General features: G+C 35.2%; 15 protein-coding genes and 1 pseudogene. All 16 read right to left on the bottom strand.

Translation table 11 applies throughout. From position 1 onward, the window contains the following. A pseudogene (locus tag A9G10_RS11025) lies at window positions 1-879 on the bottom strand (hypothetical protein); the annotation flags it as partial. 71 nt (window positions 880-950) lie between these two features. Further along, window positions 951-1,637, bottom strand: a complete 687-nt coding sequence (locus tag A9G10_RS11030; protein WP_065559609.1) for a hypothetical protein — start codon at window positions 1,635-1,637, stop codon at window positions 951-953. Beyond that, window positions 1,634-1,909, bottom strand: a complete 276-nt coding sequence (locus A9G10_RS11035; RefSeq protein WP_065559610.1) for a hypothetical protein — start codon at window positions 1,907-1,909, stop codon at window positions 1,634-1,636. Before A9G10_RS11035 ends, A9G10_RS11030 begins: the two co-directional genes overlap by 4 nt. A gap of 5 nt (window positions 1,910-1,914) precedes the next feature. Next, a complete protein-coding gene (locus A9G10_RS11040) occupies window positions 1,915-5,235 on the bottom strand; it encodes a host specificity protein J (protein ID WP_065559611.1) in 3,321 nt (1,106 codons plus the stop codon). Between the two features lie 7 nt (window positions 5,236-5,242). Further along, window positions 5,243-5,845: a tail assembly protein gene (locus tag A9G10_RS11045; protein WP_065559612.1), complete on the bottom strand. Its 603-nt coding sequence runs from the start codon at window positions 5,843-5,845 to the stop codon at window positions 5,243-5,245. Continuing rightward, window positions 5,835-6,557 (bottom strand): C40 family peptidase, encoded by a 723-nt coding sequence (locus tag A9G10_RS11050; RefSeq protein ID WP_065559613.1) that lies wholly within the window; start codon window positions 6,555-6,557, stop codon window positions 5,835-5,837. Before A9G10_RS11050 ends, A9G10_RS11045 begins: the two co-directional genes overlap by 11 nt. A gap of 1 nt (window position 6,558) precedes the next feature. Beyond that, window positions 6,559-7,293 carry a phage minor tail protein L gene (locus tag A9G10_RS11055; protein ID WP_065559614.1) on the bottom strand — a complete coding sequence of 245 codons (735 nt, stop codon included), beginning with the start codon at window positions 7,291-7,293 and terminating at the stop codon, window positions 6,559-6,561. A gap of 62 nt (window positions 7,294-7,355) precedes the next feature. After that, window positions 7,356-7,697: a phage tail protein gene (locus tag A9G10_RS11060; RefSeq protein WP_065559615.1), complete on the bottom strand. Its 342-nt coding sequence runs from the start codon at window positions 7,695-7,697 to the stop codon at window positions 7,356-7,358. Between the two features lie 305 nt (window positions 7,698-8,002). Further along, on the bottom strand, window positions 8,003-10,603 hold the full coding sequence (locus A9G10_RS11065) for a phage tail tape measure protein (protein WP_065559616.1): 2,601 nt from the start codon (window positions 10,601-10,603) through the stop codon (window positions 8,003-8,005). Window positions 10,604-10,638: 35 nt separating this feature from the next. Next, entirely contained in the window at window positions 10,639-10,944 is a 306-nt protein-coding gene (locus tag A9G10_RS12525) for a DUF1799 domain-containing protein (RefSeq protein WP_081299198.1), read from the bottom strand. Further along, entirely contained in the window at window positions 10,941-11,255 is a 315-nt protein-coding gene (locus A9G10_RS11070) for a phage tail assembly chaperone (RefSeq protein WP_065559617.1), read from the bottom strand. Before A9G10_RS11070 ends, A9G10_RS12525 begins: the two co-directional genes overlap by 4 nt. Window positions 11,256-11,271: 16 nt before the next feature. Further along, window positions 11,272-11,928: a phage tail protein gene (locus A9G10_RS11075; protein ID WP_065559618.1), complete on the bottom strand. Its 657-nt coding sequence runs from the start codon at window positions 11,926-11,928 to the stop codon at window positions 11,272-11,274. Window positions 11,929-11,952: 24 nt separating this feature from the next. Beyond that, window positions 11,953-12,360, bottom strand: coding sequence for a phage tail terminator-like protein (locus tag A9G10_RS11080; RefSeq protein ID WP_081299199.1), 408 nt, complete (start codon window positions 12,358-12,360; stop codon window positions 11,953-11,955). A gap of 151 nt (window positions 12,361-12,511) precedes the next feature. Further along, window positions 12,512-12,991 (bottom strand): lysis system i-spanin subunit Rz, encoded by a 480-nt coding sequence (locus A9G10_RS11085; RefSeq protein WP_081299200.1) that lies wholly within the window; start codon window positions 12,989-12,991, stop codon window positions 12,512-12,514. After that, window positions 12,988-13,428, bottom strand: coding sequence for a D-Ala-D-Ala carboxypeptidase family metallohydrolase (locus A9G10_RS11090; RefSeq protein ID WP_065559620.1), 441 nt, complete (start codon window positions 13,426-13,428; stop codon window positions 12,988-12,990). Before A9G10_RS11090 ends, A9G10_RS11085 begins: the two co-directional genes overlap by 4 nt. A gap of 11 nt (window positions 13,429-13,439) precedes the next feature. After that, window positions 13,440-13,766, bottom strand: a complete 327-nt coding sequence (locus A9G10_RS11095; RefSeq protein ID WP_218837354.1) for a phage holin family protein — start codon at window positions 13,764-13,766, stop codon at window positions 13,440-13,442. Window positions 13,767-13,858 lie beyond the last annotated feature (92 nt).

Consider the following 13,858-nt stretch of genomic DNA (forward strand, 5'->3'; position numbering starts at 1 on the left):
ACCTACCACGTAAATAGGTGATCCGTTTACCTGTTTTTTAACAGCAGGAATAGTACCAATATCATCCGCCGTTGGTTTATTATTAGGTGAGTAAACTCGCTGAGAATTTTCAGTTAAATTTTTAACATCTAATGAGCCGTCAATTAACTGATTATCTACACCAGATTTTTTAATGAAAACTGAAGTGTCAATTGAGGATACGGCTTTTTTGGCATCCTCTGCCGATTTTTTAGCATTCAGCTCAGATGTTTTGGCGTTGTTTTCGGATAGGCTGGCTGAATTTGCACTATTACTAGATTTTTGAGCTGAATTACTTGAAGCTGTGGCTGATGAGCTGGCGCTATCAGCACTGTTTTTTGCTGATGCCGCACTATTGAGCGCCGATGAGCTGGCATCTATGGCTGTATCGGCGTTTTTTACTGTTTGTTCCGCATAGCTTTTACTTTCCTCTAAAAGTTTAGCCAGTTCATTTGAAATTGCATATTGTGATTTTATCGTAACCTGTCGCCCGTCTGGAGCGGTTAGGGTGACCTCGTTTTCACTTGTTAATATTGTGTGCCAAGCGTCAAGTTGAATTTGATAATAATTCAGCATTTCGGATATTCGCAACGCTAAAGCCTCAATTGAAACATTGGGCGATGTTGGGATTTCGTAATTAACCCCAGTTTTTGTATCGCCAATATATTCATTTGCTAGCGTCAACTGTGTATCAGATTGAACAGACGCTATTTCACATATTTCTATTGAATTTTTTGTTTTTAATATTAACATTTGACCTGAACAAACACCAATTAATGGATTTGCCCATTTAGTCTCAATACCCGTTACTGATTTACTACCATTAGTAATTGTAATTGTACCTGTTTTATACCAAGACATAACTTTCCTCAAAGTTAAACAATAAATATAATTAAAGTATTTTTAAAAGATAAGGTTCAGAAAACCTGATTCTATTGATATTTTCTAATATCTATAAAGGGGATGTTTTCAATTTTTGGGAAATTTGTAATATGTTTTCCTTTAATATTGACTAATAGATGAAGACAAACACTCTCATTTATTGCTGTAGAAAAAATATCAAATATCAAATTTCCGAATGTTGGCAAGTTAAATAATTTTGAACCGTAAACAGTACATAAAACAGCGACAGGAAAACCAAGTTCAATTTTCAAGCTATTTCTTTCAAGAGTTTGTTTGCTTTTATTAAACAAATTATGGTCTGGCACCCTACAAAAATCCATTTCAAGCGGTTTGCATGAATTGTTATAAACAAGATTATGTTTTTCATTATAAATTTCTAACCCATAACTAGTTAACCTTGGTACATAGTTTGCAAACAAATAAACTTCTAAATTAAATTCAAAGTTATTACTATAAGCAATTTCTATAAACTTAAATCCGTTAATTGAGCGCACAGATGAAACCATCGCTGGAGCATCTTCAATTAACCCTACAGCTCTCACGAATGGAAGCACAATATGTACATCTGAAATTCCCGTATTAATATTTATTTTTCTGATTTTTATATTTCCCCTAGGAATTGTCACATTTATTTTTTTTATAAAATTCATGGGGGTTACATTTGGTGATATAAAAACTTGCCCAGCATTATTTTTGATTGTCAGTCCATAACTCATTTATTACCTCTCAAAAAAACAAAAATATCAAATGAATACCCCCTACTGGTCCAAGTCAAGGTTTCATTGTCGATCCTAACATCTAAAAAAACTTCTGAGATATTTTCGCCGAATGACGAGACCCAATTCATTGTAAACATATCAAGATCAAAGCTATATTTTTTTTGCCCACTACTTCCCGAATTAATGCGAAAAAAATCTAAAACATAGACAGGACTAATAAAATTAATAACATCTCGTTGATTATCATCAAAAACCTGTATTCCAAACATAATTATTACCTCAACTTCCCAAGTTTGACACGCAACAATCCTCTTTCATCGAAAACTTTAACGCCCTCATTATTAATTAACACTTTACTTTGTCCCTCAAAAATTCCATTTATTTCAAATTGTCCATTTTTATGCAAAACCCATCCAGTCCGACCCTGCACATAATTATCGGATTGAATTGAATTCGCAATTTTTGCGCTAGTGATTGATGCGTCCTTGATTTTTGCATTTGTGATTGTCCCATTCCCTATAACAGCATCATCAATAACAACTTGATTGCCATGTGTCGTAAAGACTGTTTGAGGATTTCCATTGGCTGAGTTCATGATTGAAAAACGATCTTGAAGAAAAATGACATTACTTTGCATTCCTTGGTCAGTATTTTCAACACCCATTGTCATACCTGCCACATACTGTTGACCTTTGTCATCTACTTCAACTTTCATTGTACGATGAGCTGAAACTTTACCATTTAAATTATTTACCGTTTCACTGACATCTGAAATGGTGGTAGAAACATCTCCAACTTTTGTGTTAATTGCCTGTATTGATTTAGCAGTAGCGGCATTTTGTTCCGCTGTTGTCTGTTTTAATTCGGATAAGTTGCTATTTATACTACCGTATTTGGCGTTCAGCTCCTTTAAAGCAATGGCAGTTGTTTCTTTCTCAGTTAATAATACTGAATGGGTTTCTTGAATTTCAGCGGACAAGTTGCCGTTTTCAATTCTACGGCGTCGTGTCTCTGTATCATTTGCCAACGCATTTTCAATAATTGATTTAGCGTTCTCAATTGAACTTACAGCGGTATTATCCACCGAATCTACAATCGAGTTCCAAGCGTCTGTTTCTTTTATTTCTTCAAAAATATGGTCTGTCAAATCGTTAGTATTGGTACTTGAAACACCTCTAACCCAATCTGTCCAATCACTGATGTTACCAATTTTATCGACAAGGCGAGCACGGTAAAAAAACTGTTGACCTATAGCTAGCCCGGTCTGAGAATAATTGCAAGTTGGGTAAGTAACATTGCTTAATAGCAGGGCATTTTCTTGATTTTCAGTCGTACTATATTGAATTTCTGTGTAACTACTATCTCCGCTTCCAATTGGAAACGACCAATTAAGGTCAATACCAAATACCACACTTTCGCTAGCAGTAAAGCTTACTGGTCTATCAGGTTTACCAACTTTTCCTTTGATTGCTTTGGCTTGTGAATAGGCCCAAGGTGAAGATGCATCAATCGCATTTACTGCTCGTACTCGAACTTCATAAACACCAGCGTAAACACCTTCGACGGTAAAATTCGTTCCATTAGTTCGACCAATATTAATCCAAGACGAATTATCTTTTCTCCATTGAGCAATATAGTTTGTCGCACCTTCTACCACATCCCAAGAAGCTTGTAATGATGCCACTGACAGGCCTTGAGATATATAACTACTTTCTGATAAAACAATATTTTTGGGGGATGAAACTGAACTTGGCGGAGTAACTGTTATTGGTTTTGGCTCTAATCGTATACCTTGATCTATATATTTGAATTTATTTGGATCATGATGAATAGCCGTAATTGTAAACTGACCTTCATTAGACGATGATATTGAGGTTACTCTATAATACTGAATAGCGATATTATCACTATCAATACACCATACTGCGCCAGCAACTGGTGTCAGTTTATAATTAGCCGTAACAGTGAGTGTTTTTTTGTCTGTACTAATCGCTCTAATCGTTCGGCTTTGCGCAGTGCCATCTGGTAAATTAAGGACTAACCGATCACCCACATCATATTCAACGGCTCTATCTAATGTGATTTTTCGTCCTTCAACGGCGTGAATACGCCCGCCATTTTCTTTGCCAGAACGAGAAGGGTCAGCAATTCCAATGATTCGCGCAGGTAAAGGAATATAGCCATCGAGTCCTACTGAAAATGTGATCACTTCATCTTTTGCATTAGAAAGTAAAGCCCAACGTCCACGTCGTTGCGCTTCAGCTTGCGAAGTACAACCTATCGCTGTTAATTTCATGACATTGACATCATAACGACGCATCAAGTCATGGTCCCACACAGCCTCAACATCATCACAATAATGATTGTTAGGATCAGAATATGCAACTAAACAGGATGTATAACGATTTTTATATGAACCACCAGAATAGGTAAAATCGCCAATAACATTAGAAGGATGATAGATAAAATCTGGTTCATCTTGTGGCATATCTGCGGTTAAACAGATCTGATCATTACCCCAAAATATAATGCCCCGAAATGAAGCCACTAAATCTTTTAGAACGTTATAAGCCTCTTCTTGACTTTGTATATATTCGTTACAAGCAAAGCGAGGTTCCATGCCACCTCGACCATCCGGTACCATTTGATCACAATACTGACCTAATTGATAAATTGACCATTTATCGAGCATTGTTGAATCAATTCTTACCCCCATACCTGCTATTTCATCACGCATCAAATAATAAGAAAGCCAAGCAGGATTATTGGTATATGCCATTTTAAATCCACCGGTCCAATTGCCTAAATAGGTCCTGTTTACTGGATCATAATTGTCTGGTACTTGGACAATTTTTCCTTTCAGTTTACAACTAATTTTAGGAATAGAACCATTAAATTGGCTAGCATCTAACTCGATATAAAGTAGAGCGGTATTAGGATACCGTAATTTACTGTCAATAATTTCCGCATATGAAAAAACACTAAACGCATTAATCAATTTATTTGATTTTGAATCAGGTGTTAGTCGTCTAACACGTATAGTCCACCCTTCTAATGCATTTGGTAAATTGATGCGATGATCTCGCTGATATTCTGAGGTAGTTTTTCCATTAAATTCACCATGAATAACCGTTTCAAACGCACTGCCATCTGTTGATAAGTCAATAGTATACTTGGTAACAGTTCCTACCGTATCACCATTTTCTTTATAATGTAAATGACTTGGTAAACTTAATTTGATTCTTATGGCATCTAATTCCAGATTACTAAATGATCGTATCCAAGGATTGTCAGATTTTACTGTAAAAGCGGCTTTTAACTCATTACTTATCTCAGGTATTCCTTGAATATAATCTTGCGTTTGGGCACCATTACGAAATTCCCATGCAACACCATTAAAATTACGTGTGCCATCGAGATTGGCTAGTGGAGTATTATCAATGAATATATTTTGTTCTGTTAGATCGCCTTGAATTTCCCCTTCACTTAATGCTAAAAGCACTTTGAGCTTTGCTGTTGAAAGCAAATTATCGGGTTGTTCATAAGGTCTATGTTGCTTTTTTTTACCGCCCTTTTGACCTTCTATTAATTGCATAATCCACCTATTGTTGATCTTCTGAATAAATACCTGCGTTAATCACTGCGCCACCAATTTCACGGTTACCTAATAAAACAGGAACAGGATATCCTACCGCATTGGTATTAACGGGCGCTCCAAAACCATAGTTAGGTTTATTTTCGGTATTTGATGCCCCACCTGCGTTAAATTTAGGCTGAGGGGTAAGTAATTGCACAATGCCACCTAATGCCATGCTCAAACCAATACTAGCTAAAACTGAAGATGCAGTAATTTCAGCACCCAATAGCGTTAAAGAGGCGCCACCAGTAAAGAAAGCACCAATTAAAGCAACGGCTCCGATCACAACTTGTAATAAACCACCACTTTTGGCGCCTTGAGCTATCGGCATAATCACATAATTTTTGCCATTAACATTAATATCAAACTCATCAATTCCAATATTTTTTCCATCCACAAAAAAGGCAAACTTAATGCCTTTTAAATGAGCCGTACTCATATATTTTTCAAATCCTTTTATTGTCGCACAAAGTGCGCGTAGCAATTCCCGGATATTGTTTACGTCATACGTATGCTTTTTTCCAAATTGCCTTGCCATTGCACCTTTCAATGTTAACTTACTGAGCATTCAATAACTCCTTATACCGCACAATGCGAACAGTTCTATCTCGAAAATATTTACCGTAAGGTGTACGTGTAGATAATTGACCGTATAGGTGGTGTAAAATAAGATTATCACCCACATAAATAGCAGCATGATTTGTGACTTGCGAACCAACGCGCATCATAATCATGTCTCCGACTTTCATTTCATTCAAACCGACTTCAACAAATCCTTCTGCTTGCCAATTATCATCATAAAAATTCTCTTTCCCACTATTCCACCATTCTCGAGGCACTGAATAATTGTTTAATTTAATTCCATATTCACGATCATAATAATCCATTATTAATGACCAACAATCAGCGTGACCAAGCAACCATTGCCGTCCTGTATAATCTCGATTTATTCGTGGCGATATTGTGCAAAAGTCACCATCAGGAGCAGACATTATTCCCCATTCAATACCTGTATAATCACATTGAATACGGTCAAATTCTGACGGAACCAGTGACGTAACATCAGGATGAGAATGAATAATCATGATAATTTCACCTTGTTTTTCTGCAGCTAACTGTTCTTCTGGTGATATTAAAAAATGCGCTTGTGGATTATCTGAAATGTTTTTACAAGGTAGATAGATCTGTTTTTTTCCCGTATCAATAATGAATCCACAAGCTTCATTTGGGTATTCGCTATCCACATGCTTTTTGATTGAATCTAGTAATTTTTGTCGCATATTACTTACCTTGAAGATTAGCCGCAGGAAAACCGCCAAACGGAAGAGGTTTATTACCATGTCGGGCTTTACAATCTTTTAATAGTCCTCCACATTCATCTTTTGCCGGATCATCGACGGCAATTCCGTCTTTGGTGAAAAACTTATTTCCAGCATAATCACAGCCTGTACCTGAGCGGTACCATCCACGCATACACCAAGTACATAGTGTTGTGATTTGCCTGGTAGGCAATTGTAAATTTTGAATATCAAATGGCGAACAAAGTTCAAATTCAACAATAGCTTTCGTTTCTTCGCGTTTATTATTAATAAAAAATAATTGAACCCTTTCTTGAGTTGGATCGGCTGTGGCATTACCTGCTAACCAGTTGTCTGAATCAAGGTATTTTGCCATTGTGGTATGAATTTTTACTCTCGCTTGAACTAAATCATCATAATCTATACACAATCTAGTCACTCTTCCGTCAATATTACCAATTGACAATTTAGGGGTAGGTTGTGCACCCGTACTACTTAATTCAAGATCGCTTAATTCATACGGATACGGTAAATATTCTTTACCTTGCCATTTTATAGAAGGTAAATTTCCAACAGCAAAGGAAGCCCACCCTTCAGCAGAGATATTATGAGAATGAAATCGCAAAACCTCATCAAGCCCAAATTTTGTACAATCAACTTCAATAAGTTGTATTAGCTCATTGCCTTCAATGGCTTGTAAATCTTGTGTTATTGACATGTTCTCTCCATCAATCCCCAAAACTTAATTAAAAAAATTTTTTGAGGTTTACATTTGAATAATTAAGGTGCATAAGATTGGACAAAAGTAAAACTTAGCTTTACCACATTCGAAGAGATAAATTCAGATTTGATTGATTCGTTTTGAACACGATATAATCTTTCTTCTCCCCACGGATTAACCCATTGAAAGGAATGAATAATATGGCTGTTAAGAAACTGACGGATTTCAGCCAATTCGTTACAATGGCCCGTATAGGACAAATCCCATGTTTCATTTGATTTATTGATTCCAGAACTCCAAATTTGCGAATATCCATCATTAAATTTTACTTCTGTGATACTCATTTTTTCCCCTCCATTGGGGGAATGCATTGTTTTCCATTTAAATTTATCTACTTTCATATACTCCTCAAACAAAATTTGGTTTTGAATATGTCTAAGTAATTTAGTTGAATTAAAAACATCAAAACGGATATTTATTTATGTGATCAATTTTAACTTTAAACTTCATGTTTTCTTTGCAATAAAAAAATTAAGTTAATAGTGTTGAAATGAATCCAGTTACGCGCTATAGACGACTAAAATACGATGATATCCCAAGAAATAGGGATGATTAAAAATGAGTTGTTATTGTGTTTTAATATTCGAATAAGAATTAAAATTATGCTATTTAGAGGTTTTTAAAAGAATCTAAATGCTTAATATCATTACTTCATCGCATACATGACGTTGTATAACTCTCCTCCCGGTGAAACTGATTTTTTAAACATCTCATTCATTTGCCGTCTAATAACCGCATCTACTTGAGATTGAACTTGTTTGGGATCGGTATTATTGCCATGAGTAGAAGTACTATTTTCTGAAGACATATTTAATACAATATTGGGATTAACAGTGATTGCATTTGAAGAAGGTGTTGTGCGTTGGGCTAATGCTATCGGAGCCGAAATAGAGGTATGAACATAACCACCGCTATCGTATCCTTTATGAGAATCATTCATCAGACTATAAAGATAGTCTACACCTAATCGTTTAGTTGCCTCTTTTGTAAAAACAAACTCGCCTTTATGAACAATTCCTGCTGGTTGGTACTTGTTACCTCGTCCGGTAAAACCGCCCGGTTCCAATGCATATCCCACACTTCCACCCGAAGCATATCCAAGAATTTCACCCCCTGTATAAGCTTGTTGAAGCCCTCCGGTCGCTTTTCCTCCACCACCAAAACTCGTTAAAGCAGATTGAATAATCTGCGCTAAAATCAATTTATTTATAATTTCAATCAGATTAACTAAGATAGTTTTTGCAAACTCCTGAAAGTTTGCTTTGCCTGTTGTGACAAGCGTTGTCATCATTTGAGACATAGATCCAATTGAATTTTGCGCAAAATCTTTAGCAACACTAAAAACATCTTGAGATGTTTCAGCAAATTCTTTCAAACCGGTTGTTAAACCAGCTATCCAATCTCCTTTTTGTAAATCTTCTTGCACAAAACTTTCTTCTAAAAGTTGAGCTGCCTCAAGGTAGTTTTGGGTTATAGTGATGATGTTTTCTTGACTTAGATTATTACTCGGATCTAAATCTTGTTCCTTATTTCTTTCTAAATTAATTCGACTTTGATACCTTGATGATTGAGATGATGTCATTCCAAAGGTCGCTTTTTTATCCGCAATCTCATTTTGTAATTGAGTAGAATTGTGAGTAATATTTTGTAAAATCTGTTGGGCTTTGATTCGACCATTGATTTCTTCAGAAATTGCCGCATTTTTTTCATATTGAGTAAGTAACGACGCTTTATTGGCTAGTAAATAACGTTCTTCTGCAGTTAGTATACTTTTATTGTTTTTTTGTTCCAAGATGTTAATCTGAGCTTGCAAATCAAAGTATTTTTTACGTTCTGCCGTTATCGCGCCGATCGTTGCATTTTGTTCTTTTAATGATTCTAATTGAATTTGAAGATTTTTCTCATCACGTTGACTAGTTTTTATTAATGACGGCGCACTATTTTTGGAAGAAAATAAAGTATTTATTTTACTTCTATTGCCTTTATCGCCTTGAGGGTTGCCATTTAAATCATTTGATGACTTCAGTATTTTTGTTGAATTAGTGACTTTGGTAATAATTTCTTTAAATTTTATTATAAAATTATCTAAATTATCATTTCCTTTTCCAGCTATTGATGAGATGTCTCCAAAATAAGCCCCAAGATCATTTAATTTTGCTTCAAACTCGAATGAATTTGATGCATTTTTAATTTCTAACAATTTATTTAAAAAAAGCTTTGCTTCTTCATTAGTTATATTCCATGTTTTAGCAAGTTGCTCAGTGTTTGATTTAAAAGAACTAAAGATATTATCATACACCTTTTGATTAGCCTTTTTATATTGTTCTTCACTCTCCCAAATATTATCAATTTTTTCAGGTACTTCAATTCCATTTGGATGTTTTTGAATATAGTCCAATTCATTAGTTATTCTGTTAAATTTAATCTTTGATTCTTTTAAAATTTCTTTAAAAACACCTTTTGAAGACTCAATTGATTTTTCTGAAAGTCTTTTTGCAGTCTGAATAAATGCCGTCGCAAATTTAGGATTTATATTTGCTAGTTCCTTTAATTCATCAGTAAATGAAACTGTTCCATCTTTATTTAGTTTAACAATACTATACAGTTTTTCTTGAGACTCATTTAAACTATCAGTGGCAGATACAGCATTATCAAAATAGTCAAACAAATCCTTACCGACAACGGCACCCACTTTAACTATCGTACCAATAGCTTTCCCAACAGGACCGAACATTTCACCAATTTCTATTCCATGTTCAGCCAGTGTCATTAATGGATTTTTCTTTACATTCGCTTGTGCTGACATCTGTTTCATTTGATTTGAAATCTGACTTAATGCCGCACTCATTTTTTCACTTGTATTGGCAAATGTTTCTTGCGATTCAATTATCCCAATTAATTGAGACTTAGAGCTTTCAATTATTGAATTAAAAACTTGAAAAGCATGAGCATCAATAAATCCATTTCCATTATTGTCAGATAATTGTTGTTGCACATAAAGCAGATTATCCAATGCTTTGTTGACCGGATGAATGATTCCTAATAACTTATTATAGACACCAATTTGGTTATATAAAGATTCCAATTGACGTTTACTAATATTGTTATGCATTAGTTTAGATGTATTTAGTGTTCTCAAACTTTTATCAGTGGTTTTAAGCTTTACATCTAACTCGTTAATTCTTTTAATCTCTTTATCAAGATTACCTGTTTCAACTTTTAATGATAATGTAGTTGTTTTTGACATAGATTACCCATATTAAATAAACCGACTTTCGTCGGTTATTTTGATTTGTGTATGATTGTTAAGGCCTGACTTTCCATTAACCGAATATCATTAAAAATTTTTTGGTTTCCTTTAATATCAAGCATTTGCATTACCCAAGGTAAGCAATTATAGTCAAGACCTAAAATACCACTCATGCTTGTTCTCCACTGCGTTGACATGGCTTGGAATAACTGGAAAGCATCCCAGTTATCTGACCATATTTCTATATACTCATCTTCATAATCGACTTCCGATAGCCCAAAAGAATCAAGTTCAGCTTTTGAAGGCGTTGATGAATAAAGTGCAGTGGCAAGCTCTATGAGTTTTTTTCTCGTTGTCCTAACATCTCTTTATAATAAGTATTGGTTATTGCTTGCCAAGCAGCAGGATAGTTATTTAATAAGATATTTAAATTTTCTTGATTAAACTCTTCATCCAAATTCCAACCGGATACAATTTTCATCATAAATTCAATGATAGGTTTATCCTTAAGCTCGGTCTCAAACACGGTCAGTTTATCAACTGAATAATGTTTGAAATCAAAACTAATTTGACCATCGTCCAATCCAGGACGCGGAATGGAAACTTCACATCTAAATGTCGGATCTGCAATAAGTTTAAATTTTGCCATGATTAAAATGTCCTAATTAATCTTTATAGAAAGTGATTGCTGGTGACTCAACTGTCGCACTTACTTTTACAGTTTCAATATCATTAATGGCTGTTGTTGGCGTCGGATCAAAAGCAATACGGACAGAGTCATAACGTGTTTCTTTAGCTTTAGGAACATACATTTTCATTGCAACAACATTATTGGTTAAATCCAACTGCTGTAACAATGTGTAGATAGGTAATGAACTGTCGTGAGCAATGGTAAAACTTTTACTTTTCGCTGATTTGATAGTCGGTAATTGACGTTCTGCATCATCATCAAGGAACTGAATTTGAATAAATTGCTGTTCACCACCTTCAGTAGCAACCTCTTTAATTTGAGGTAGTTGTTCCCATTCTGTGATTTTGGTGATAGTTCCTTGTCCTTCTCCAACTGGGAATACCATTGTATTACTAGTATTAATATTGCCCAAAGTCACTTCATTGTTATTTACGTGAGAAATTTTTGCGACAATATTATTCAATTTAGTCCATGATGAGGTGATCATGACCTCGTCCCCGACCACTAGTCCATGCCCTGAATTTAACGTTACCACCGCTTCTTTAGCATTAGAAATTGAATTAAAATTAGTTACTTCATTGTGTGATTTTTGCACATATACACGTGAACCATTAGGTAAAGCAAAACCCATAATATATATCTCCTTAAATTTTATTTAAAATATAGAATCAGCACGATAGTTAAAGCTGATCGGTAGTGTATAACAAGCATTATCCATTTTTGCTGGATAAACACTTGGTATAGAATTTACATAAAGTGAAAAGTTATGACTTGTTAACTCTAAATTGAGTGGAAAATGCTGAATAATTTCATCAGATATTTGTTGAGAACGTAACTTACCGCTATTGATAGGTGCGACAACAGAAATTTGATAAACACCTCGATAAACCTTCAATTTTCCTTCTGAATCAACGCTTGTTGTTACTTCTGGTAAAATATAAGTTCTGAGATAAATATCGGAATGAGAAAGTATTTCACTATTTTCATCGAAAACAGGTAAGTTTAGTTTTTTTGCAATAATATCAAGGTGAGATTCAAGCAAAGCTGAGATTGTTGAAATCAAATTATCATCTCCTTAGCGACATTTTAAAAATAGATCTTGTTAATTATTGTTTGCTTATAAATTTCATAAAAACTTCAGAAATTAAGGAAGAGTTTTTTAAATTTATTCAATAAATTCGATTAGAAAAAGCTATTTACACCTGATAAAACAATTATCTATTACACATAAACAGTGTGTTATTTTGAGGTACAATGACCTGACAGTAGTATTGTTGCCATCCTTCGATTAGGGCTTGGTTATAGCTGATTGCGTGGGTGAGACGGTAATAATCTTGTTGAGAAGATTTTGCAAGTCGTAAGGCTTTGTCAGCAATATCGCCGGTGGCGGCACTATTTCGTTCGAGGGTGGCGACTTTGATACGCAACTCGACAAGACCATTATCCACATCATCACGTAAACTATCTGTTTTAACCTGTTCATCTTTTATTGTCTCAAGAATATTTGACTCAATTAATTTAATGGCATTATTACCTTGTTTATATGCGTTAAATTGCGCTTCTAACGCCACCGTTTTAGCCATTGCCAGTTGTTCACCTTGCCAACAGTGATATGCAAAATAAATCGCTAAACCGGTTATTACAATGCAACCATACGGTAATAACTTAATCAACAATGTTAATTTATTCATCATACTAATCCGTTTAGATACACGGTTTTACCACCATTTTTGACGGCGGTCAGCACTATTTGGCGATTATGAGTGGGACTGAATCCGATATGAACCCATTGATTATGCTCCTGAATAAGCTTATCAAACACGACTCCTGCATCTATCAATCGTTGACAGATTTGTTTCGGTGTGCCGAATGGCGAACGGAAGTCAACCGCCAAACCTTGAGTGTGTGCACTACTTGCCACCCCGCCTACCCGCGCATTTAATGCCGGACAACGGTAACCGGAAGTAATGATGATGGGGTGCTCAAGGGCTTTTCTGACCAGTTCAAGTTTTATTGCTGTTAATTGGATATTGGGCATCAGTGCTGCCGGTACGGAATTGTCAATTTTTAATCGACTGGCCGTCAATGAATAGGTAAACTCATCCAGTTTAAAATGTTCAGTCAGTTTCATTAGTTTTCCTTTTAATCATCATGTCCACGTGTTTTTTTTATTAATTGTTCTTCAAGCGCTTTAATTAAGGTTGCGCCCGACCACCCCGCTAAACCGGCAACACCGCCAGCCAGCTCAAACTGCCAGTTAAAATAACTGGCTGCCAACACCACCAGCGCGCCGGCAAAAGTAGAAATAAATATCTGAGCAATTAAAATCATCAGATTAAACTTATTCCCATTAATAATGTGATAGCAATAACTGGCTAATGACCCCAGTAATGTGACAAAAAACAAATAAACGACAACATACCAATTGATATGGTCAGGCTCTTTGATTGGCATAGGTTTCATCTTCATCGTGAGCCTCCTGCTGAGGCAGTTAAAAATAAGAAAGGGTTACGCAGCACTTATGTATAAATTATTTTCTGAGATTGCTCTGCGAACCCGTT

This window comes from Gilliamella sp. wkB308 (genome assembly GCF_001690185.1).
Lineage (GTDB): Bacteria > Pseudomonadota > Gammaproteobacteria > Enterobacterales > Orbaceae > Gilliamella > Gilliamella apicola_I.